This is a genomic window from Oceanobacillus indicireducens (assembly GCF_014647195.1).
GTDB classification, from domain to species: Bacteria; Bacillota; Bacilli; order Bacillales; family Amphibacillaceae; genus Oceanobacillus; species Oceanobacillus indicireducens.
Genome location: NZ_BMOS01000003.1, coordinates 25,093 through 46,104, shown reverse-complemented (window position 1 = coordinate 46,104; position 21,012 = coordinate 25,093). Strand labels below are relative to the sequence as shown.

Sequence of the window (21,012 nt, the reverse complement as noted above, 5' to 3'; positions counted from 1 at the left end):
GTTACAGGGGTGCTAATATTATGTAACAAAAGCAAAGAATGAACTCTTTTTCTTGTATCAGCTGAATGATGATTCAGAAGGAATGAAAAATAGTTGCAAAAATTGTTAAAAATGATAAAATAATATACAACTAAATCAAAATTGTCTGAACTTTATGATATTACGTGTGATTGAAAAGCCCTTAGAAGGACATCTATTCATTAGAAATTTGCTACGTAAGAGGGGATAAATTTGAGCAGAAAACTACTGGAAATAGAAAATCTAACCACTTCATTCCAAATCGGCGATGAATACTATGCTGCAGTGGATGATGTGTCATTAACCGTTAATAGAAATGAAGTTTTAGGAATTGTTGGTGAATCCGGTTCGGGAAAGAGCGCACTGGCATTTTCTATAATGAGATTACATAATCGTGCAAAGATTGAAGGAAAAATAAAACTGGAAGGAATTGATTTGGCAAAAGCGTCAACAAGTGATTTGAATAAGCTTCGCGGGGATAAACTTTCAATGATATTCCAAGACCCGTTAACTGCGCTTAATCCATTAATGGAAATTGGTGCACAAATCAATGAAACGCTCATTCTCCATCGACCGAAAATGTCAAAACAAGAACGCTATGATCGCGTGATTGAATTATTGGATTTAGTAGGAATTACAGGACCGGAATACGTCTACCAGCAATACCCACATGAGCTTTCGGGTGGAATGAGGCAACGTGTCATCATCGCTATTGCGATTGCGAACAAACCGCAATTACTTATAGCTGACGAGCCGACAACAGCGCTCGATGTGACCATTCAAGCGCAAATACTCGATTTGATTCGGGAATTGCGGGATGAAATGGACGCGGGAATTATCTTAATTACCCATGACCTCGGTGTTGTTGCAGAAATGGCAGACCGAGTTGCTGTCATGTATGCAGGTCAAATTGTGGAAATCGCTGATGTACATACATTATTTGAAAACCCTTTACACCCATATACAAGATCATTACTTAATTCGGTACCAACTGAAGGGCAAGACAGACTTCACGTCATTCAAGGAATTGTACCAGGCTTACAACACTTACCTCGAACAGGCTGTCGCTTTGCTGCACGGATTCCATGGATTGATGAATCTGTTCATGAAGAAAACCCGTTGTTACATGAAGTGACACCAGGGCATTTCGTCCGCTGCACCTGTCACAGTTATTTCTACTTCCCAGAAAAAGGTAAGGAGGAAATCACACATGGCGATACTTGATGTTAGCGGATTAAAAGTACATTTCCCGATTAAAGGTGGAATATTCAATCGTACAATCGGGCATATCAAAGCCGTCGATGATGTCTCCTTCTCGATCGAGCAAGGTAAGACATATGGGCTTGTAGGTGAATCTGGTTCAGGTAAATCGACGACTGGAAGAGCAATTGTTGGATTAGAGAACATCACAGCCGGCAAAATCCTTTTCGAAGGAGAAGATATCACCTCACGAGAAAGTAAAACAAAAGATATGAGAAAAGATATTCAGATGATTTTCCAAGATCCGTATTCATCATTGAATCCGCGTAAAAGAGTACGCGATATTATTGCAGAACCACTACGAAACTATGAAAAGTTAACAAAAAATGAAGAAAAGCAACGAGTATATGAATTATTAGAATTAGTAGGGTTGAACCCGGAAAGTATATGGAAATTCCCACACCAATTCTCTGGTGGACAAAGACAGCGGATCGGAGTTGCACGGGCAATCGCTTTAAAACCGAAGCTGATTATTGCAGATGAACCGGTTTCTGCACTTGATGTATCCGTACAAGCACAGGTGTTGAACTTTATGCAGGATATTCAAAAAGAACTTGATTTAACGTATTTATTTATTAGCCATGACTTAGGTGTCGTCGAGCACATGTGTGATGAAATCGCAATCATGTATAGGGGGCGCTACGTTGAGCAAGGTACACGTGAAGATATATTTGAAAATCCGCAGCATATTTACACGAAGCGGCTCATTGCGGCAATTCCGGATATTAATCCGCGTAACAGGGATGCACAATACGCATTTCGTCAAGAAGTAAAGAGAGAGTACGAAAACTCATTCGATGACTACTTCGATGCGGAAGGGTTAGCGTATAACTTACAGAACATCTCTGCAACCCATAGAGTCGCATTACCGGAGAGAGGTTGATTCGATATGTGGAAATTTATCGTTAGAAGACTATTAATCACATTCCCGCAAATTGTATTACTAAGTATATTAATCTTCTTAATGTCACAGTTTATGCCTGGTGATGCATTAACTGGAATGCTAGATCCGAACGTGGATCAATCAACCATTCAAGAGCAGCGTGAAAGAATGGGATTAAATGATCCATGGCATATTAAATATGCAAATTGGGTTAGTGGCTTAGTGCAAGGAGATTTAGGCCAGTCCTTCCGTTTTAAAATGGATGTGTCAGAACTCATTTCACAACGGATGGAAAATACGCTACTACTTGGAATTGTTACATTAATATTTACATACCTCATAGCTATACCTTTAGGAATCACGAGCGGTCGCTATAATGATACATTGCTGGACCAAGCCATAACCGGGTACACGTATGTTGGCTTTGCAACACCATTATTCATATTCGGACTTGTCATGTTATTTATCTTCGGTTATCAATTAGGGTGGTTTCCAACAAGTGGAAGTGTTGGGCCCGGTATGGTGCCAGGTACTCTCGATTATTGGATTAGCAAATTAAAACACGTCATGTTGCCAGCACTTTCCATGGCATTAATTCAAACAGTATCAACTGTTCAATATTTAAGAAGTGAAATAGTTGATACGAAGCAAAAAGATTTTATTATTACCGCAAGAGCGAAAGGGGCTTCTGAATCCCGGGTCTATAATAGGCATATTTTTAGAAATTCATTACTGCCGATTGCAGCTTTCATCGGCTGGGAGATTACGACTCTTATTGTAGGAACGGTATTTATTGAACAGATATTCGGTTATCCTGGTATGGGTCTACTGTTTTTAGAGTCCATTAATATGCGTGATTATAGTGTAGTAACTGCACTAGTCTTATTATTTGGTATTGCGCAGATCTTAGGTACCCTATTATCGGATATTATTTTAAGTATTGTTGACCCGCGTATTCGCATAAAATAGAAGTCGAACAACTCTGAGGTGAATATAAAATGGAAATAAAAAATGTTCAGATGGAGGCAGCAAAGGCGGAGAACCCTACTGCACTCCGGATACTCTGGCGCGAGATATTTAGAGATAAACTAGCATTCATATCGTTAATATTTTTAGTACTAGTTACAGCTACTGTTTACGGAATTTCAATTATCCTGGATCAGGATGAAATTGTAAAAGTCGATTTGTTCGCGATCCACCAACCGCCGAATGATGAGTTTATATTAGGAACAGATTATGGCGGGCGTGATGTATTTGGGCAACTTATCATCGGGACTCGAAATTCCCTGACGATTGGTTTTCTAGTTACGTTAATGAGTGGAATTATCGGAATTGTCTTTGGTCTCGTTTCCGGTTATTTCGGTGGACATATTGATAACGCGATGATGCGTATTTTGGATTTTTTCAATGTCCTTCCCTTCTTGATGATCGTCATTGTATTTGTTTCGCTTGTTCCGAAGTATAATACGGTCACATTCTCACTGATTATGACAGTATTTTTATGGATGGGAATCGCCAGGTTGATCCGGTCAAAAGCTTTGCAGGAAAAAGAACTTGATTATGTACAGGCATCGAGAACTCTCGGTTCATCGCATTTTAAAATCATATTCAAAGAAGTGATGCCGAATATCACTTCACTTATCGTCGTAACGATGACGCTTAATTTGGCTGCGAATATTGGGATTGAATCCGGATTGTCCTTCTTAGGATTTGGTTTACCTGAAAGTACGCCGAGTTTAGGTACACTCTTAAGTTATGCAACGAACCCGCAAACGCTTGAATCAAGATGGTGGATTTGGATCCCTGCGGCAATCTTGATTCTGATGCTCATGCTAGCGGTTAGAAACGTTGGCGAAGCATTAAGACGTGCAGCCGACTCAAGGCAAAGAAGAGGATAGTTTTTAAAAAGTCTTTATTTATTTCATTACTTACATCAATATCAATCCTTGTATTGGTGTTGAGTATAAGCTGTCCGCGCCAATGGGATGGACAGCAAAAAAATAAAAGGAATTAAAGGGGAGGTTAAAAGGATGAAGAAGGCAAGCTTTAGTAAATGGCTAGTAGCTATGATGTTACTATTACTCTTAGTACTGGCGGCTTGTAGCGGAGATTCTGATGATGAATCGGGCGATACAGGTACTGGTTCTGATACAGATACTACCGAAGGGGAAACGGATGATGAAGAAGGCGCAGAAGATGAAGGTGACGATTCTGCTGAAGGCGGAGACGACGTTTTCTCTATCGATGATTTCGCTACAGAAAAAACAAATGAAGGGGAAGCTATCGAAGGTGGTACGCTGAACTTTGGTTTAGTATCGTCATCCGTATTTGAAGGAACGCTTAACTATAACTTCTATTCAGGAGACCCTGATGTTCAGGTTATTAAATGGTTTGATGAGCCGTTACTCACAGTGGATGAGAATTTCTACTATACAAACGACGGTGTTGCCACGTTTGAAACAAACGAAGAGGGTGACGTATTCACATTCACAATCCGTGATGATGTTTACTGGCATGACGGCGAGCCTCTAACTGCAGAAGACTGGGTATTTGCCTTTGAAGTAATTGGTCACCCAGATTATGATGGGGTTCGTTTTGGTAACATTACGAACGTAGTCGGTGCTAGAGAATATCGCGATGCAGAAGCAGAAGCGGAAACAACATATGCAGCTGAAGCAGGTACAATTGAAGGTCTGAATATTATTGATGATAAGACATTAGAAATCACATTTACACACGCAACACCTTCCTTAATGGCTAGCGGTATTTGGGAATATGCTTTACCGAAGCATATTTTTGAAGAAATTCCAGTGGCAGAAATGTCTGAATCGGATGCAGTTCGTGTGAATCCAATCGGAATCGGACCGTTTAAAGTCGAGTCTGTTGTTCCTGGAGAGTCTGTAACTTATACAGCGAATGAGGACTACTGGCGAGGTGCACCGAAACTTGATGGTGTGACATTAAAAGTAGTTAGTCCACAAACGGCAGCTGAAGCACTCGAAAAAGGAGAAATCGACTTAGTTGATAGCTTCCCAGCAGACCAATATGTTGACGTGCATGATCAGTTAACAAACGTGGAATTCTTAGGTCAAATCGATCTATCCTACACGTATATTGGATTTAAATTAGGTTCATGGGATGCGGAAAACAACCGTGTCAAGATGGATCCAGATTCAAAAGTGGCAGATGTAGAATTACGTCGTGCAATGTGGTATGCAGTGGATAATGATGCTATTGGTGAACGCTTCTATAATGGATTACGTTGGAATGCAACGACACTTATTCCACCATCACATGGTCTGTTCCATGACCCGTCTATTGAGACACCAACCTATGACCCAGACGAAGCAAATCGTATTTTAGATGAAGCTGGCTACGAAGATGTGGATGGTGATGGCATACGTGAAACTCCGGACGGGGAAGAGTTAGTACTCAACTTTGCTTCCATGGAAGGTAGTGACGTAGCTGAGCCAATCGTTAACTATTACATCCAAGCTTGGAATGATATTGGAATTAAAGTGGAATTACTTGATGGGCGCTTACAAGAGTTCAACGCATTCTATGACCGTGTAGGGCAAAACGGTGAAGACGATCCTGAAATCGACATCTATCAAGGAGCCTGGGGAGTAGGTTCTGACGTTGACCCGACAGGTCTATATGGACCGGAGGAATTATTTAACTTCCCTCGTTATGAAAGTGACGAGAACACCCGTCTACTAGAAGAAGGGGTCTCTGCTGAGGCGCTTGATGATGATTACCGCTTTGAGGTCTACAGCGAATGGCAAGAATTGATGGTGGAAGAGATTCCAGTATTCCCGACGAATTACCGTGCGGAGCTAGTTCCTGTTAATAACCGTGTGCTTAATTACAACATTGAGCCACATATTAATCCATTTATACGACATGAAATTGCTGTAACTCAGGAAGATCCTGTATTGCCTTAATAACAGGAAATATAGCAACAATAAAAAAGTTCCGAGTATCAATCAGACTCGGAACTTTTTTAAAATTACCCAACAAGATCTAACTGTTTTAAGCCGTTAAATATTCCGGAGTCGCTCACCGTAGTCGTCCGGTGTGTTGCGTATTGGAAGAGCTCAGGGTCGGCATTCCCCATTGCAAAGCTAGTCCCCACGGTTGAAAACATTTCTTTATCATTCATCCCGTCTCCAAAAGCAATTGTTTCTTCTTTATCGATTCCCAAATGGTCAAGAACTTGCTTAATTGCTTTTCCTTTATTTACATTTGTACGAATGACATCGTAAGCATGCTGCATACCAGGAACGTTCACTTGAGAGAGGTGGATGTTTTTATCCGATTGATATGTATCGACTTCTGACTCTTTGAGTTTTATCAATGTCATTCCCAAAATGTTGTCATATTTAGGGGCTACTAGCTCCACATTTATTTTCATTTCAAAAGTTTTAATAAATCCTTGTGCGAACGGATCATCGATGGCCGTGAAATAGTTCTCGCCATTCGCATAGAGGACCATTTCATTCTTTTTCTCTTCGGCTGTTTTTCTGAAACGCTCTACTATTTCCGGTGCGAATGGTTCGTTTACAATTTCTTTTCCTTGAACAATCCCATATGCCCCGTTATAGCCAATTAGGTTCGTAATATTCAGCTCTTCCGTCAGTCCCTTAATTTCATGTAGTGGGCGCCCAGTTGCAATGAATGTATGTATATTTTGCGCTTGCAACTGCTTGATTGCTTCTACGGTAGAGGAAGAGTAGGTATGGTCCGGCATTAATATAGTGCCGTCAATATCTAGAAATACTGCTTTATATCTCATGTTATTCTCCTTTATTCCCCATATTCCTATCTTATTATACCATATTTAGTTTCACTTCCATGCATCTTAACGGAAGGATAATATTTCATATGAAATTTCGTCATTCTAATGAATTGACTTTAATTCTCTTTGGATATAGTCTATAATAAGAACTATATCAATATATGGGGTGAAAGCATGGTACAAACAGTTATTTTAGCAGGAATTATTCTTACAGTATTAACCCTTGTCGTTAACGCTGTTATTCTGCGAGCAAACAAAAGTTCACAGGCCTGCTATTATTTAAGTTTCTTCTTTGTTATCGTAGGTTTGCTACTATTAGCAATTGCTTCAGTAGCTCCAAAAGTTGATCTGCTTGGTGCAGGATTTGGAGGCTGGGGAATTGCATCCTTATTCGCAGCAGCAGTCAGCTTCATGATTACATCAATCCTTGATGCATATCAGAACGTTGAAGCATAAAAAGTTAACAATGTAAAAGCAAAAAACATAAAACATTTCATCGAAGAAATGTTTTATGTTTTTTATTTTAAAGTAAAAATGTTTTCCCGTCCCGTTGTTCAATCTTTCCTTCTTTCATTAACTTCCCTAGTGCGCGTTTAAATGCAGCTTTGCTTATATTGAATGTTGCGCGGATTTCTTCAGGATTACTCTTATCGCTGAATGGAATAACGCCACCGCTTGCTTCAAGATGCTCTAAAATATCTTCTGCATCAAGTGGGATGCTCTCTTTCTTCACTGGACGAAGGGAGATGTTTATCGTACCATCTTCTTTTACATCGATGACCCGACCAGTTACGAGTTCTCCTAATCGTGGTTCTGTTTTACGTTCCGTGTGATGGATAAACCCACGATAATTATCTTCTGTGAAGACTTCGGAGCCTTCTCTACTCGAGTAATAAACTCTCCCGGATACCGTTTTATTTAATAAATGTTCTGGTGCTGCTTCATAATATTCAGCGATAACATTTCCTGTAGCGAGAAGGCCAATGAGACGATTTTTATAATCTAAGTCAAGACGGACAAAAAGCTTGTCTCCTGTCTTTGGCCAAACCGAGCGAAATTTAGGAAGGTCATCATTTGAAATGAGTATCTCTTTAGCGATTCCGATATTGATAAAGACGCCAAGCCTTGGGACGACCTCGACAACTTCTGCCCAGCCATAATTAATAGTCGTTACGGTTGGCAGTGCAGTTGTTGCTGTAATGTTTCCCTTTTTATCACGATAAAGGAATACTTCTACTTCTTCGTTTTCTTCTAATTCTCTATCTGTCTCATTGTGATGAAGAAGGGCTTCTTTATCATCCTTTACAAGCACATAGCCGGTTTCAATTTTCCTGAGTACGGTCATCGTTATATGATTACCTAATGGAAGATGCATCTTTCACACTTCTTTCTTTAAGCTTTTGTTCATCCTTTTTGAACATCTATTTTAGCTGTTTTTCTCATCGTATCATAGTACAGAAAAAAGCAGAAGAGATTCATCCTATCCTATACTGTGGTAAAATAGACGGAGGTGACTAAAAAATACTGGAGCGATGAGTTTTGGCTTTATTTATTCAAGTTATTATCCCAATTATGCTAGTCTTTTTATCAGGCTTTATCCTGCAGCGATTACGCCCGATGAGTGTGCGTTCTGTTTCGGCAGTGACGATTTATATTTTGTCACCGGCGCTTGTTTTTATTACATTGTATGATACGGATTTTGACAGTGGTTATTTAGTAATTATTATTTATATGCTCGTCTTATTTGGAATCATGGTTATGTTAAATAAAATTTTAGGTAAAATATTCAAATGGCCAGATAAAACAGAAAGTGCAGCAATCCTTGCGACAGGATTTATGAATTCGGGAAACTACGGGTTGCCGGTTGTTCTCTTTAGTGTGGGAACGGTTGCCCTTCCATATGCCGTATTCATTATGGTTATTCAAGGGTTGATGAATAACTTTTTCGGGATCTATTATGCTTCTCGGGGAAGGGACGGGGTGAAGACGGCATTTCTTAATGTGATGAAAATGCCAACTACATATGCAGCAATACTTGGTGTTGCCTTTCAATATCTGAAGGTACCAATCTCGGAATCGATCCATTCCATGCTCTCGATGGTCGGGGAGGCGTCAATCCCTGTGATGATGGTTGTGCTTGGCATGCAGCTTGGATCTATGACCTCTTTACGTTTGAATTGGCAAGTAATTGCTTCCAGTGTAACGCTGAAAATGGTCGGGGCACCAGTTATTACTTATCTGTTCGTGAAACTGTTTCATATCGATCCACTTGTCGGGGTAGTGTTAATCATTATTTCCGCAATGCCAACTGCAGCAACGACGACGATGTATGCGATTGAGTTCGATAGTGAACCAGAACTCGTTTCAAGCATGACCTTTATAGCGACGGTCGTCAGTGTCATCTCTATTTCCGTCGTATTGAATTTATTGCAATTGTAAAAACAGGTGCAGGAACCGGATGTGGCTGCTAGTAATTCCAGTTATAGTGTATCTTAAGTTAATTCTCTTATGTATTAATAAAAGCTAGGATTCTTTTGAATAAGAAAATCCTAGCTTTTTAGATTTCATGTTATTAAATTGAATAACCCAATGCCAATTAAGAGGAGGGATGGGAGTAGGGTGAAGAATTGGATGTCTTCGTATTTCGATAGAAGCAATCCGATCTTTAATCCGACGATGAGAAAAATCCCGCTCATCATTGCGACGAGCCCAGCAGTAAGGAGTGCCGAATAGTGCAGCAGACTTGCTGCAAACCCTGCCCCGAAAGCATCGAGTGAGAGCGCCATGCCAAGAAGGATTGCTTCTGGCTTTGAAATTGTTCCGGAACGGTCCAAGTCAGCTTGCTTAGGTGAACGAAACACTTTTTTTACATTTGTAAGCATCGAATTATTTTGGGTTTCTTCTTGTTTTGTTTTATTTTTCCGGATTATATTGTACAAGGTAAAAATACCTAGGGAAATTAGTATTAGTGCCCCAATATTTTCTGAAATAGTTGGTGGAATGATAACTTTTAATCCTTCACCAATTGACATCGCGGCAAAAACGGTAACCCCTGAACAAAGCATAATAATCGATATTGCAAACATCGGGACGCGGGTTTTCTGAATGCCATAGCTTATGCCAACCCCAAGTCCATCAAGACTTACTGCAATAATTAATAAAAATAAACCAGTATAATAAAGCATCGCATCCATTCCTTTTTCATATCTAAAGTATTGTATGAAAAAAGAGGAGCGATGTGCGGAGAAAGCTTTATGACGGGATTCTGACAATTAGCAACGTTTTCCCTTTTCCGATGATAAATATGGTAAAATATAACCAGTAATATAGGGGGGATCGACATGCGTGTTGTTTGTATTGATGATGAACAGCTAGCCTTAAGTTTCCTGGAACGGCAGTTAGCAAAAATAGCAGAAGTGGAAGTAATCGGTTCATTCATTAACCCACTGGAAGGGAAAAAGTTTATTTTACGCGAAGAACCGGATGTTATTTTTCTAGATATTGATATGACACCACTGAATGGTATGGAAATAGCCGAGAGGGTCTTGGAAAAACTACCAGATGTTATCCTTGTATTTGTTACTGCATATGAAGCCTATGCCGTCAATGCATTTGAATTGAATGCAACCGACTATATTGTCAAACCACTAAAATTTGCACGGTTAGAGCTTACCGTCAACCGCATTAAAAAACAACTTCAGCCACGGCAAAAAAAGCCTATATCCCGTTCGCAAAGCCTGCGAATCAGGACGACCCCTTCCCTTGCATTTGAAACAGAGCCTGATGTATTTAAACCCCTACCATGGCGCACGGCTAAGACCCAAGAATTATTTATTTTTTTACTACAAAATCATGACGTTGTTATTGAAAAGTCGGCAATTATTGAATTGCTGTGGGAAGACTATGAATTAGAGAAAGCGCATTCTTTACTCTATACGACAATCTACAATATCCGTAAACAGCTTAGTCCTTATCAGGAGCATATTGATCTGCGCAATCATTCGTACGGTTATTTGCTTGAATTGAATCGGGTAGAGATTGATTTTGTGGAATGGCTTAAAGCAGTTAAAGCCCTGCCAAAACTCACGACGGATACGGTAGCAGATTATGAGCGGGTAATGGAAAGGTATGCCGGTACGTATCTTGCAAATTATGATTATACTTGGCTCGAGGCGGAGCGGTACAGGTATGAACGACTCTGGTTACATACATCAAATAACATAGCCACATTTTATTATAATCAGGGTAAAGTGAACGAAGCGATCCGGTGGTATCATTATATGATTGAACACGATCCGACCATTGAAAAAGCGCATTTTGAATTAATGAAATTATACGGGAAAAAGGGTGATTTTGCAGCGATGATGCAGCAATATACGACTTTACATAAAGTATGGCGCACCCATTTTGATGCAAAACCAAGCGACCATATTATCGCATGGTATGTGGACATGATGAAATAATAAGTAAAGAGAGACTGACTCAAATCAGTCTCTTATTTTTCTAATGATTGCCTACGTGTTGGAGAGGTTGATTTCAATAGACAGAATAATAAAACATGCAATATAATTAGACATAGATATAAGTTATTTTTAATAAGAAGGAGATGAAAAATGAGTACTGCAATTGTTAGAAAACCAAAGGAATTACAGTTCTTGGAAACTTTAAGTAAAAGGAAAAGATTCACGAGTAAGGAAAAGAGATATTATTTCAACCTTCAACGAGGCTTTGAAGGTGAGTTGTTATTTTCTCAATTCATAGGGAAATTAAAGAATGATTCTATTATTCTAACGGACTTGCTTCTTGAGTACAATCAAACAACTTTCCAGGTGGATTGTTTGTTAATCACGCGAAGTAAAATTTTTTTATATGAAGTAAAGAACTTTGAAGGGGATTATTATTTTGATAATGATAAGTTTTATAAGAAGCCCCGCCAGGAAATAATCAATCCGTTTCACCAATTAAGTCGAGCTGAATCAATTCTGCGGCAAATGCTTTTAAGTATCGGTTCGAATACTCCCATTGAATCCTACGTTGTCTTCGTCCATCCGACATTCTTTCTTTATCAATCCCCACTCGATATCCCTGCTATTTTTCCTAATCAGATTGAAAGGCATGTCTCATTTCTTATGCGCGAGGCTGGGAATGTGACGGCTACTGAAAGAAGATTAGCTTCCCGGTTAGTGGAACTTGCAAAAAAAGAATCACCATTTCAGAAATTACCTGAGGTGGAATATGCCGAATTGAATAAAAGAATAACTTGTGCAGCCTGTGAAGGCTTATCGATGAGATTAGTAAAAAGAACTTGTGTATGCGGAGTTTGTGGTTATAAGGAATCTGTGACAACAGCCGTGCTGCGTTCGATCAGCGAATTTCAACTATTGTTTCCAAATGAAAGGCTAACAACACACCGATCTTTCACTGGTGTGGAGAGCTTGTACCTAAGAACATCATTTACAGAGTATTATCAACAAATTTTAAATCGGTTGGGACAAAAAAATGGACTCACTATGTTTGATAGATTTGTTTCCGGCCGAATGCATAGAGAGGTTTATCCATTGTGGGTACTTAGCTACTCAAAATTCATCCTTGCAATCAATCGATTTTATTTACATTCATTAAATAAAGTTCTATCATAAATAGAAGAGAGACTATAGCTATTAAGGAGGTAGAAAATAAATGGCTTTTGTTATTCTAGAAGCATGTCAGTCGGAAAAAGCTGCAGAGTGTGTAAGCGTATGTCCGGTTGACTGTATTGAAGAAGGTCCCGATCAGTTTTATATAGATCCTGATGTATGTATTGACTGTGCAGCTTGTAAAGCGGTGTGCCCAGTTGATGCGATTGAGGAAGAATACGATCTATCACCAGATCAGGAAGTATTCCTCCAGCGCGCAGAAGAATTTTTCGCAAATCGATAATTAGACAAGCCGTATGCAAGGTAAAGAGCATACGGCTGTTTCATATAAGGGGGATTTATTCTTCTTCCCGGTGCTCCTGCATCGCTATTTCCTTTGTCTGATGCACCGTTCCTTTTGGGTGCTCTGGAGGTGCATAAATGGAATAAAGGAGTAGAGGCTTTCTTCCTGTATTTATAATGTTATGCCATGTACCGGCTGGAACTAAAATTGCGTCATCCTCACGAACCCGCCGTTCGAATGTTAATTGATTCTGCTGGGGCCCCATTTGCACAACTCCGCGTCCATCTTCTATTCGTAAAAACTGGTCAGTATCTGGGTGAATTTCAAGCCCAATGTCTTCTCCCGGCATAATCCGCATCAGGGTGAGCTGGAGATGAGTACCAGTCCAAATTGCCCGCCGGAATGCCCGGTTCCGCTCGGTTGCATGTTCAATATTAAATACATACGGCTGCCCACCTTGGTCTCCCTGCCTTTCCATATCCTCTTCAGGTAACGGATAATAATCCCTGTCTTCGTTCATATCCGGATAAACCGGTTGTTCATAAGGGTAAGGGTATGGATAGTAGCCTTGAGGATAGTAGGGGTATGGATAGTAACCATGGTACATTTCTATCATTTCCTTTCAATTATACTTTTCTTGTTATCCTATGCAGGCAGTGCCTATTTTGTTTTTCGATAAAAGTGAAACTCATTCAGTGGGGTATCCTTACCTCCCCACTGAATGTTAGTTGAACAGAATCAGGTATTTACGGACTGTTTATCCCCATCCTTCACATATTGGTTTTCCCTCCTGTTTAGATGAGGGGGTATTACAGACCGTTAATACGTGATAAAAACTTTGCGTGAAGGGGGCCAGAATAAAAAGCAATCCGAAAGATAGTCTGAATATGGTATAGTATGTGCAAAGGTATAATCGGAAAAGGGGGATTAGGTCTTGAAACAGACGATTCGGTGGGCTTTTTTCCTTGTCGGAGTTATGATATTCAGTATGGGAATTACATTAACGATTAATGTGCAGCATCTTGGGATCCACCCGTGGGATGTTCTGAATGTTGCATTTTTCCATCATTTTGGCTTATCGATCGGTTCATGGGCGATTATCGTTTCCGGATTACTGATCCTGATTACCCTCATAATGGACCGGGGGTATATCCGGTTAGGAACGTTTTTTAATGCTTTTCTCGTTGGATTATTTGTAGACTTTTATATGTGGCTGGATTTTCTACCCGTAGCTACGAATCGCTGGATAGACATTCTGATTATTTTAGCCGGAATTGTTGTGATGGGTTTCGGTGGAGGTATGTATAATGCTGGTGGAGTTGGTTCTGGTCCGAGGGACGGCTTTATGCTTTCATTGTCGGATAAAACGGGAATCTCAATCAGTCGGGTGCGAATTATCGTCGAGACGCTCATTCTTGTACTTGGTATTGTTGTAGGTGGTCCGGTGTTTATCTTCACTTTCCTGTTCACATTTATCCAAAGCCCAATATTCCAGCAATCTTACCTCTTTTTTAAGTCATTGATTAAAAAGATCGAAGGGAAATTAGATAGGGAAGCTCAAGTCCCTGTAAAGAAAGAATTGAGCTGATTTCGTCGTATGCTCAAGACAAATCTTACTGGAAGATGGGAAAATGTTTAACTGCCTTTAAACGCGATTGATGAGTGGGGATTCCGTTCGCTTGAGAGAGCAGTCAAATTGTCCAGTATTTATCTGTCAAATAAAAAATGTGGGCCAACTTTTCAGCGACCCACATTTTTCTATAGGTGATAATCTTCCAAGTTTAGATCGGGTTCTTCCCCAAGGGCAAGTTTTGCAAGTTGCTGGCCCATCAGGGGACCGGCAGTAAGTCCGGAAGCACCGAGACCATTTGCATAGAGTAGACCGTCTAGTCCTTGTAATGAACCAATTACTGGAAGTGACCCTTCTGTCATTGGTCTAAAACCAACCCGTGCTTCAATAATTGCACTATCCTTTAAAGCGGGGGCAACTTCTAAGCCTTTCGTTAAAATCTCATAGATTCCAGCTGCAGTCACATCTGTATTATAACCTACCTTGCTTTCAGTAGTAGCGCCCATGACGAAGCGATGATCGTCAAAGCTCAGTAAATACTGATTCGTTGGTGGCTTAATGACTGGTAGATTACCTGTTTCCAATTTGTCGTAATGGAGATGTAGGATTTGTGCTTTTTGCGGCCTTACATATAATCCTTGTACCCCAAAAGGTTCCAGTAGTTCATTCATCCAGGCTCCTGTTGTTGCAATTACTTGATCAGCGGCTAGCTTTTCACCGTTCACATGGACACCGCGGACGCGCGTTCCTTCTACTAAAAGCTCAGCGTTTCCTTGAATGAGTTTCATGCCATTTTTCCTCGCGCGGCGGATCAATGCATCTCTTAATTTACGACCATCTACTCGGGCAGCACCACTGACAAATATGGCATGATATCCGTCGTTCAGAAGCGGGAATTTCTCTTTTGCAGCAGCTTCATCGAGCAGTTCGATCGCTCCAATTTCGGGGGCTTCTTCCCGGCGCTTCGATACGCGCTTGATTGTTGCGTGCAATTTTTTCTCATCATTGTGAAGGCTTAAGGCACCGACCTGTTTATAACCGGTATCGGTTTCGCCGGCCGCTTCCAGTTCTTTAATTAAATCTGGATACATTTTCGCAGCCATCCTCACAAGCCTATACCATGCTTTATTCCTGCGCTGGGCAAGCCAGGGGCAAATGATTCCTGCTGCGGCATCGGTTGCCTGTCCAGTATCGGCGCGGTCTATAAGCGTTACGTCTACCCCTTCTTTAGAAAGGTAATAGGCAGAGCTTGCACCGGCGATACCGCCTCCGATTATAATTATTTTCTTCGTCATACTTCCGCATTCACAACTTGAAGCATGGCTTTCATTTTTCCAAGATGCTCCGTTTCATGATGACCGAGCATGATGAGCAAGTCACCAAATGTTTCAATACTGCCGAATGGTACTTTAAAGGTTACATTTGTTTTCCAGAACAGGTCATCGAAATTATTTACGCGCTCCTGCTGGTCTAGTAAATGTTTCTTCAATTCTTCTAATGTTGGGGCTGCTTCTGTCCAGTCACTTGGTTTTGTACCTGGACCAAATAGATCCGCATAATTTTGCGGAATGTTGTCTGATTTCTTCGGATAGCGGAATAACAATTTTTCAGAAAAGGTGAGAACATGGCCGATGTGCCAGCGTAATGTATTGTTGAACGGTTTTGCCTGAACGTCTGCCGTTTCCTCGTTTATATGATCCATAAAATTAATTAAAGCAGTTCTTGCCAAGTTGAATTGTTTTCTTGACATTGTGCATCCTCCTTATAAAAAATAAGTTCTTCACGTTGTACGTACTCTTAACCTAGTTTAGCCCTTCACAAATAAAATGTAAAATATTGTGCTGGGATTAGTTAAATTTCGTTAAGCTCCTATTTGCCGATAATTGAAAGAGGGAGATTCGTGTGATAGAATTTGATTAGATTTCAATCGAAATTACATAATGAATACGTATATAAAGGAGAAGACGTCATGGCGAAATTAGTTTTTGGACATAAAAATCCAGATACCGATACGATTTGCTCGGCACTGGTTTATGCAGATTTAAAAGGAAAACTTGGTGAAAATGTGGAAGCCCGCAGATTAGGAGAAGTGAGTAAAGAAACCGAGTATGCACTTGAGTTTTTCAAAGTGGATGCACCAGCATTACTAGAAAGGCTAGAGGATGGTGCAGAAGTCGTATTAGTCGACCATAATGAGTTCCAGCAAAGTGCAGACAACATTGAACATGCGAAAATTGTAGAAGTGGTAGACCACCACCGCGTTGCTAACTTCGAAACGAAAGAGCCGCTTTATTTCCGCGCTGAACCAGTTGGGTGTACGGCAACGATTCTAAATAAAATGTACAAAGAAAATAATGTGGAACTTTCTAAAGAAATGGCAGGTTTACTACTGTCAGCAATCATTTCAGATTCGCTACTGCTTAAATCACCGACATGTACAGAGGAAGATGTAGCCGCTGCAAGAGAATTAGCTGAGATTGCGGAAGTGAATCTAGAAACTTATGGCTTGAACATGTTGAAGGCTGGAGCGGACTTAAGTGATAAATCGATTGTTGATCTGCTTACAATGGATGCAAAAGAATTTACAATGGGGGATTCGAAAGTTGAAATCGCCCAGATTAACACGGTTGATTTAAATGCAATTTATGAAAAACAAGGTGAGATTGAGGCTGAAATCAATAACATCATTGAGGAGAAAAATCTCGATCTTTTCTTATTCGTCGTAACGGATATTTTAAATAATGATTCAGAAGTTCTTGCACTTGGAAACGGACAAGCGAATGTCGCAACCGGATTCAACGTGAACCTCGAAAATAACCGTGCCTTACTAAGAGGTGTCGTCTCTCGTAAGAAACAAATCGTCACCACATTAACAGATGAATACACGAAGTAATGGGACAGTGGGGTCAGAGGTTTTGTCCCACTTAAAACAAAAATGAAACATAAAAAAAGCCTTCCCGAAATTCGGAAAGGCTTTTTTTAGCGCGTCTTATAATTTAACAACGTTTGCTGCTTGTGGTCCACGGTTACCTTCTTCAATATCGAAAGAAACAGATTGACCTTCTTCTAAAGTTTTGAATCCTTCGCCTTGAATTGCTGAGAAATGTACGAATACATCGTCTCCACCTTCAACTTCGATAAAACCGAAACCTTTGTCTGCGTTAAACCATTTTACTGAACCTGTGTTCATTAAAATACCTCCATGTGCATGTTGCACGTTTATTACTATTTTGTTCAAGTTGCCAATTCAAGACGATAACAACCAGTGTTATTTTCTATCCTTATAATCACCGAACCAAAATAATTACCGTTAGTATAGCACTATTATTTACTAATTGCAAACTTATTTTAATTTTTTTCGAAAAACCGAAATTGGAACAAATGCTCTGACCCCAGTGTCCCGCTATGAAGATTGGAGTTTTTGGCTTTCTTGGAAGACTTGACAGGCGGTTGCTCCTTTTTTACCGCAGCGGGAACATTTTGGTACGTTGATGATATGCAGTGCGTAGTCGACTGCTTTGCTTGCGTCATTGAAGATATGATCAGAACCAATTTCTTCATATAATCCACTTATCTTCATTGCTTCGAGCACATCAGGATTGACTTCTGCAAGTAAAGTAGTCCCCCCGGTTTTCCGGAAGTCGCGGATAAGGCTAGTGAAGTTATTGCCGCCTGTTGCATCTATATAGGAAACATGCTTCATTTTCAAAATGAGTACTTCCGGTTTCTGGTTGATCGAGCGGGTGATCGTGGATTCAAATTTATCAGCCGCTCCAAAGAACAATGGACCTTCAATGGTGAAAAATGCAAGCTGTGGACATTTGGCAGTCAATTTCTCGTCTTTTAAAGCCTGCTCATCTTTCAAATGACTCGGAATGACTTTCTCTACACCAAGCACTTCACTCATCCGTTTCACAAAGGAAACCATTGCAAGCAGTAAACCGAACTGTACTGCAACCGTCAAATTAACGAATACCGTAAGCAAAAACGTAACGGCTAAGACTAAAGAGTCACTCGATCTCAAGCGAATAATATGGGCGAACGATTTATATTCACTCATATTAAGAGCAACCCGCATAAGGATCGGTGCCATACTGGCAAGCGGAATATGGGAGGCGAAAGGTGCAAAGGCAAGAATCGTAGCCAAGACAAATACACCCTGAAACACGCCGGATAATGGACTGACTGCACCGCTATTAATATTTGTCGCGGTCCGGGCAATCGCACCTGTTGCCGGTATCCCACCAAACAAAGGTGTGATGACGTTGGCAAGACCTTGCCCGACAAGCTCCCGATTCGAATTATGCCGTTTACCGGTCATTCCATCGGCGACAACAGCAGATAGTAAGGACTCAATCCCGCCAAGCATCGCAATAACAAACGCCGGTTGCAGGAGATTAATGATTTTATTCCACGTGATTTCCGGAATGTGCAAGCTTGGTAAGCTTTGCGAAATTCCTCCAAAAGCTGTTCCAATCGTATCAACTTTTCCAGGGAAAAATATATACGCAACTAGTGCTGGAATAATGAGTGCTACTAGCAATACTGGTACACGCGGGAAAATACGAGGCACGAAAACAAGAATAACAACCCCAAGAACGGCGATTAAAATACTGTACCAATTCATCGTCGGCAACTTATCAAAAATCTGCAGCATTGTTTCATGAAAATATTCTTTCTTCTCCATGCCTGCTAAACCGAGGAAGTTTTCAATCTGTCCTGAAAATATGATGACGGCAATTCCGGCAGTAAACCCAATCGTGACAGAACGAGGAATAAATTTTATCAGATTCCCTAGCTTGAAAAAACCCATAATCAAGAGGATGATTCCGGCCATAAATCCTGCAATCAGCAAATCCTCATAACCGAATTCTAAAACAATCGCAAGCAGGATAGGGATAAAGGCTCCTGTTGGACCGGCAATCTGGTATCTTGACCCCCCGAACAATGCAACAAGAATCCCCGCAATGACCGTCGTATACAAGCCATATTCCGGTTTCACTCCTGACGCAATTGCAAATGCCATTCCAAGAGGGATTGCTACGATGCCAACTGTAATACCAGCAATCACATCCTGCTTGATATCATTGGCAGTTAACCCTTTGAATCGATTGTCTTTCAACAATTTTACTTCAGCTCCTATTTCATGCTACTAACTATGATACCATAGAAGATGGGGAGTACTTAAATAAGTGCATTTTTCATTGAATGATTATTTGAACCTCTCATGTGCGATTCACGTTTTTTGTTGTATAGCTTTACGCCGGATTGTTTTTACTTTTGAAGTTTGATTTGTTGTTTTGTTTCTTAAAGAAACGGGAGGAAGAATCAGCGAGGTTTCTGATGAAAGATTGAAGGGCAATGCTGCCCGACTTCATTTAGCTTCTTCCCGTTTCATTTTTGGGAGCATAGCCGAACAAGCGTTGTAGGATAAGCTTTTTTGAGCTTATTCCACTTACAAAGGACAAGAAAGTGATGATATACAAATCTGGAACAACCCATTGTTTTAGCAATTAAAAATTGTTAAGCTTGATTTGGATACATTCGAAACTTATATGCTTTATGTCTTAACACGACATTCACCTCACTTTATTTACTAGTATACAGGACGTAGAAAAAGTGAGAAAAAGTCAAAACCAAACCAATTCATCTCATGGCTGAAGTCACGAGTGTTCTTGGTTTATTCGATTTAGTCTTAAGGAAATGGAGAGAGTTTAGATGTGGAAAGAATTTAAAGAATTTGCTTTTCAGGGAAATGTCGTTGATTTAGCGGTAGCAGTTGTGATTGGAGCTGCATTTAACGCAATCGTAACTTCTTTTGTTGATCATATTATTACACCACTGATTGGTATGCTTGCGGGAGGAATTGATTTCACTGGTTTGAAAATAACCGTAGGGAATGCTGAAGTGATGTATGGGAGTTTCATCCAGTCATTTGTTGACTTTTTAATCATTGCCTTCTCTATCTTCATGGCAATCCGGATTTTGAATAAATTTAGGCGGAAAGAAGAAGAGGAAGAAGATGAAGTTGATGCACAGGAACAATTACTTACCGAAATCCGCGATTTGTTAAAAGAGCAAAATGGACAAAACTAACAAACAAACAGGCAGTTAGATACCGCCTGCCTGTTTGTTTCTGAAAAGAAAATATAGAAATACCTATATTTTACAAGGAACGAGATCGATCCATTTCTCGTTCCTTTTTGTTGTCCATTTTTTCATCCCACATTTTGTAGAATAAATTTAAACACGTGTAAATAAATTGTCGATTTAGGTAAACTCATCCTCGCTTTTTGCGTAAACAACCCGTATCTTAAGCCTAAGAAAGGGGGTGTGATCATGAATGAGCTGAGGAAGTTATCAAATGGCGGTCTTGTTTGCGCTTATAACAAAGCCAAAAAACTGGATCTGGACCCGCATTTTATTTATCAACTAGAAGAGGAACTGAAAAGGCGCTCCAGCTCTAAACAAAAGAGGCGTAAAAGTTCCTGGCAAGAATAACATTTAATTGGTTACTCTTGCCAAGAGGGGGGAGGGTTTATCTATAAAATCTCTTGCCCCCTC

General features: G+C 40.2%; 23 protein-coding genes. 14 read left to right on the top strand and 9 right to left on the bottom strand.

Features of this window, described 5'->3' with window-relative positions:
* Positions 1 to 231: 231 nt before the first annotated feature.
* From IEX94_RS02970 to IEX94_RS02950, 5 genes are all read left to right on the top strand, one after another.
* Complete coding sequence (locus IEX94_RS02970) at positions 232 to 1,242, top strand: ABC transporter ATP-binding protein (RefSeq protein ID WP_188855954.1); 1,011 nt, start codon at positions 232 to 234, stop codon at positions 1,240 to 1,242.
* Positions 1,229 to 2,161, top strand: coding sequence for an ABC transporter ATP-binding protein (locus IEX94_RS02965; protein ID WP_188855953.1), 933 nt, complete (start codon positions 1,229 to 1,231; stop codon positions 2,159 to 2,161). The genes IEX94_RS02970 and IEX94_RS02965 overlap by 14 nt, the downstream gene beginning before the upstream one ends.
* A 6-nt stretch (positions 2,162 to 2,167) precedes the next feature.
* Positions 2,168 to 3,130 (top strand): oligopeptide ABC transporter permease, encoded by a 963-nt coding sequence (gene opp4B, locus IEX94_RS02960; protein WP_188855952.1) that lies wholly within the window; start codon positions 2,168 to 2,170, stop codon positions 3,128 to 3,130.
* A 29-nt stretch (positions 3,131 to 3,159) separates the two neighbouring features.
* The gene (locus tag IEX94_RS02955) at positions 3,160 to 4,059 is read left to right on the top strand and encodes an ABC transporter permease (protein ID WP_188855951.1); all 900 of its coding nucleotides are present in this window, start codon (positions 3,160 to 3,162) and stop codon (positions 4,057 to 4,059) included.
* Positions 4,060 to 4,191: 132 nt separating this feature from the next.
* The gene (locus IEX94_RS02950) at positions 4,192 to 6,105 is read left to right on the top strand and encodes an oligopeptide ABC transporter substrate-binding protein (protein ID WP_188855950.1); all 1,914 of its coding nucleotides are present in this window, start codon (positions 4,192 to 4,194) and stop codon (positions 6,103 to 6,105) included.
* A 65-nt stretch (positions 6,106 to 6,170) separates the two neighbouring features.
* On the opposite strand, the gene IEX94_RS02945 is transcribed toward IEX94_RS02950, so the two are convergent.
* Positions 6,171 to 6,956, bottom strand: a complete 786-nt coding sequence (locus IEX94_RS02945; protein ID WP_188855949.1) for an HAD family hydrolase — start codon at positions 6,954 to 6,956, stop codon at positions 6,171 to 6,173.
* Between the two features lie 177 nt (positions 6,957 to 7,133).
* On the opposite strand from IEX94_RS02945, the gene IEX94_RS02940 reads away from it, so the two are divergent.
* On the top strand, positions 7,134 to 7,415 hold the full coding sequence (locus IEX94_RS02940; protein ID WP_188855948.1) for a hypothetical protein: 282 nt from the start codon (positions 7,134 to 7,136) through the stop codon (positions 7,413 to 7,415).
* 67 nt (positions 7,416 to 7,482) lie between these two features.
* On the opposite strand, the gene IEX94_RS02935 is transcribed toward IEX94_RS02940, so the two are convergent.
* Positions 7,483 to 8,334: a CvfB family protein gene (locus IEX94_RS02935; RefSeq protein ID WP_188855947.1), complete on the bottom strand. Its 852-nt coding sequence runs from the start codon at positions 8,332 to 8,334 to the stop codon at positions 7,483 to 7,485.
* Between the two features lie 164 nt (positions 8,335 to 8,498).
* Here IEX94_RS02935 and IEX94_RS02930 point away from each other — a divergent pair, with 164 nt between their 5' ends.
* The gene (locus IEX94_RS02930) at positions 8,499 to 9,398 is read left to right on the top strand and encodes an AEC family transporter (RefSeq protein WP_188855946.1); all 900 of its coding nucleotides are present in this window, start codon (positions 8,499 to 8,501) and stop codon (positions 9,396 to 9,398) included.
* Positions 9,399 to 9,523: 125 nt separating this feature from the next.
* Here IEX94_RS02930 and ytaF read toward each other — a convergent pair whose 3' ends face one another.
* Positions 9,524 to 10,144 carry a sporulation membrane protein YtaF gene (gene ytaF / locus IEX94_RS02925; protein WP_188856076.1) on the bottom strand — a complete coding sequence of 207 codons (621 nt, stop codon included), beginning with the start codon at positions 10,142 to 10,144 and terminating at the stop codon, positions 9,524 to 9,526.
* A gap of 156 nt (positions 10,145 to 10,300) precedes the next feature.
* Here ytaF and IEX94_RS02920 point away from each other — a divergent pair, with 156 nt between their 5' ends.
* The 3 genes from IEX94_RS02920 (at position 10,301) to IEX94_RS02910 (ending at position 12,878) form a co-directional block, all read left to right on the top strand.
* A complete protein-coding gene (locus tag IEX94_RS02920; protein ID WP_188855945.1) occupies positions 10,301 to 11,422 on the top strand; it encodes a response regulator in 1,122 nt (373 codons plus the stop codon).
* Positions 11,423 to 11,572: 150 nt separating this feature from the next.
* Complete coding sequence (locus IEX94_RS02915; protein WP_188855944.1) at positions 11,573 to 12,598, top strand: nuclease-related domain-containing protein; 1,026 nt, start codon at positions 11,573 to 11,575, stop codon at positions 12,596 to 12,598.
* Positions 12,599 to 12,638: 40 nt separating this feature from the next.
* Complete coding sequence (locus IEX94_RS02910) at positions 12,639 to 12,878, top strand: DUF362 domain-containing protein (RefSeq protein WP_188855943.1); 240 nt, start codon at positions 12,639 to 12,641, stop codon at positions 12,876 to 12,878.
* 55 nt (positions 12,879 to 12,933) lie between these two features.
* On the opposite strand, the gene IEX94_RS02905 is transcribed toward IEX94_RS02910, so the two are convergent.
* Positions 12,934 to 13,485: a cupin domain-containing protein gene (locus IEX94_RS02905; RefSeq protein ID WP_188855942.1), complete on the bottom strand. Its 552-nt coding sequence runs from the start codon at positions 13,483 to 13,485 to the stop codon at positions 12,934 to 12,936.
* A gap of 327 nt (positions 13,486 to 13,812) precedes the next feature.
* On the opposite strand from IEX94_RS02905, the gene IEX94_RS02900 reads away from it, so the two are divergent.
* Complete coding sequence (locus IEX94_RS02900) at positions 13,813 to 14,466, top strand: YczE/YyaS/YitT family protein (RefSeq protein ID WP_188855941.1); 654 nt, start codon at positions 13,813 to 13,815, stop codon at positions 14,464 to 14,466.
* A gap of 170 nt (positions 14,467 to 14,636) precedes the next feature.
* Here IEX94_RS02900 and IEX94_RS02895 read toward each other — a convergent pair whose 3' ends face one another.
* Both IEX94_RS02895 and IEX94_RS02890 read right to left on the bottom strand, forming a co-directional pair.
* Complete coding sequence (locus tag IEX94_RS02895; RefSeq protein WP_188855940.1) at positions 14,637 to 15,743, bottom strand: NAD(P)/FAD-dependent oxidoreductase; 1,107 nt, start codon at positions 15,741 to 15,743, stop codon at positions 14,637 to 14,639.
* Positions 15,740 to 16,198, bottom strand: a complete 459-nt coding sequence (locus IEX94_RS02890) for a DinB family protein (protein WP_156854773.1) — start codon at positions 16,196 to 16,198, stop codon at positions 15,740 to 15,742. Before IEX94_RS02890 ends, IEX94_RS02895 begins: the two co-directional genes overlap by 4 nt.
* A gap of 219 nt (positions 16,199 to 16,417) precedes the next feature.
* Between IEX94_RS02890 and IEX94_RS02885 the strand changes: the two genes are divergently transcribed.
* Complete coding sequence (locus tag IEX94_RS02885; protein WP_156854771.1) at positions 16,418 to 17,341, top strand: manganese-dependent inorganic pyrophosphatase; 924 nt, start codon at positions 16,418 to 16,420, stop codon at positions 17,339 to 17,341.
* Positions 17,342 to 17,437: 96 nt separating this feature from the next.
* Here IEX94_RS02885 and IEX94_RS02880 read toward each other — a convergent pair whose 3' ends face one another.
* The 3 genes from IEX94_RS02880 to IEX94_RS19600 form a co-directional block, all read right to left on the bottom strand.
* Positions 17,438 to 17,638 (bottom strand): cold-shock protein, encoded by a 201-nt coding sequence (locus IEX94_RS02880; protein ID WP_156854769.1) that lies wholly within the window; start codon positions 17,636 to 17,638, stop codon positions 17,438 to 17,440.
* A gap of 213 nt (positions 17,639 to 17,851) precedes the next feature.
* Positions 17,852 to 19,573, bottom strand: coding sequence for a SulP family inorganic anion transporter (locus tag IEX94_RS02875; protein ID WP_188855939.1), 1,722 nt, complete (start codon positions 19,571 to 19,573; stop codon positions 17,852 to 17,854).
* A 269-nt stretch (positions 19,574 to 19,842) separates the two neighbouring features.
* Positions 19,843 to 19,950, bottom strand: a complete 108-nt coding sequence (locus IEX94_RS19600; RefSeq protein WP_229782536.1) for a hypothetical protein — start codon at positions 19,948 to 19,950, stop codon at positions 19,843 to 19,845.
* Positions 19,951 to 20,166: 216 nt separating this feature from the next.
* Between IEX94_RS19600 and mscL the strand changes: the two genes are divergently transcribed.
* On the top strand, positions 20,167 to 20,544 hold the full coding sequence (gene mscL, locus IEX94_RS02865; protein WP_156854767.1) for a large conductance mechanosensitive channel protein MscL: 378 nt from the start codon (positions 20,167 to 20,169) through the stop codon (positions 20,542 to 20,544).
* A 243-nt stretch (positions 20,545 to 20,787) separates the two neighbouring features.
* Positions 20,788 to 20,949 carry a sporulation histidine kinase inhibitor Sda gene (gene sda, locus IEX94_RS02860; protein WP_156854765.1) on the top strand — a complete coding sequence of 54 codons (162 nt, stop codon included), beginning with the start codon at positions 20,788 to 20,790 and terminating at the stop codon, positions 20,947 to 20,949.
* Positions 20,950 to 21,012 lie beyond the last annotated feature (63 nt).

Coding starts and splice junctions, on each gene's coding strand:
- IEX94_RS02965 (WP_188855953.1), top strand. CDS start 1,229: ATGGCGATACTTGATGTTAGCGGATTAAAAGTACATTTCCCGATTAAA.
- opp4B (WP_188855952.1), top strand. CDS start 2,168: ATGTGGAAATTTATCGTTAGAAGACTATTAATCACATTCCCGCAAATT.
- IEX94_RS02955 (WP_188855951.1), top strand. CDS start 3,160: ATGGAAATAAAAAATGTTCAGATGGAGGCAGCAAAGGCGGAGAACCCT.
- IEX94_RS02950 (WP_188855950.1), top strand. CDS start 4,192: ATGAAGAAGGCAAGCTTTAGTAAATGGCTAGTAGCTATGATGTTACTA.
- IEX94_RS02945 (WP_188855949.1), bottom strand. CDS start 6,956: ATGAGATATAAAGCAGTATTTCTAGATATTGACGGCACTATATTAATG.
- IEX94_RS02940 (WP_188855948.1), top strand. CDS start 7,134: ATGGTACAAACAGTTATTTTAGCAGGAATTATTCTTACAGTATTAACC.
- IEX94_RS02935 (WP_188855947.1), bottom strand. CDS start 8,334: ATGCATCTTCCATTAGGTAATCATATAACGATGACCGTACTCAGGAAA.
- ytaF (WP_188856076.1), bottom strand. CDS start 10,144: ATGCTTTATTATACTGGTTTATTTTTATTAATTATTGCAGTAAGTCTT.
- IEX94_RS02920 (WP_188855945.1), top strand. CDS start 10,301: ATGCGTGTTGTTTGTATTGATGATGAACAGCTAGCCTTAAGTTTCCTG.
- IEX94_RS02915 (WP_188855944.1), top strand. CDS start 11,573: ATGAGTACTGCAATTGTTAGAAAACCAAAGGAATTACAGTTCTTGGAA.
- IEX94_RS02910 (WP_188855943.1), top strand. CDS start 12,639: ATGGCTTTTGTTATTCTAGAAGCATGTCAGTCGGAAAAAGCTGCAGAG.
- IEX94_RS02905 (WP_188855942.1), bottom strand. CDS start 13,485: ATGTACCATGGTTACTATCCATACCCCTACTATCCTCAAGGCTACTAT.
- IEX94_RS02895 (WP_188855940.1), bottom strand. CDS start 15,743: ATGACGAAGAAAATAATTATAATCGGAGGCGGTATCGCCGGTGCAAGC.
- IEX94_RS02890 (WP_156854773.1), bottom strand. CDS start 16,198: ATGTCAAGAAAACAATTCAACTTGGCAAGAACTGCTTTAATTAATTTT.
- IEX94_RS02885 (WP_156854771.1), top strand. CDS start 16,418: ATGGCGAAATTAGTTTTTGGACATAAAAATCCAGATACCGATACGATT.
- IEX94_RS02880 (WP_156854769.1), bottom strand. CDS start 17,638: ATGAACACAGGTTCAGTAAAATGGTTTAACGCAGACAAAGGTTTCGGT.
- IEX94_RS19600 (WP_229782536.1), bottom strand. CDS start 19,950: ATGGGTTGTTCCAGATTTGTATATCATCACTTTCTTGTCCTTTGTAAG.
- mscL (WP_156854767.1), top strand. CDS start 20,167: ATGTGGAAAGAATTTAAAGAATTTGCTTTTCAGGGAAATGTCGTTGAT.
- sda (WP_156854765.1), top strand. CDS start 20,788: ATGAATGAGCTGAGGAAGTTATCAAATGGCGGTCTTGTTTGCGCTTAT.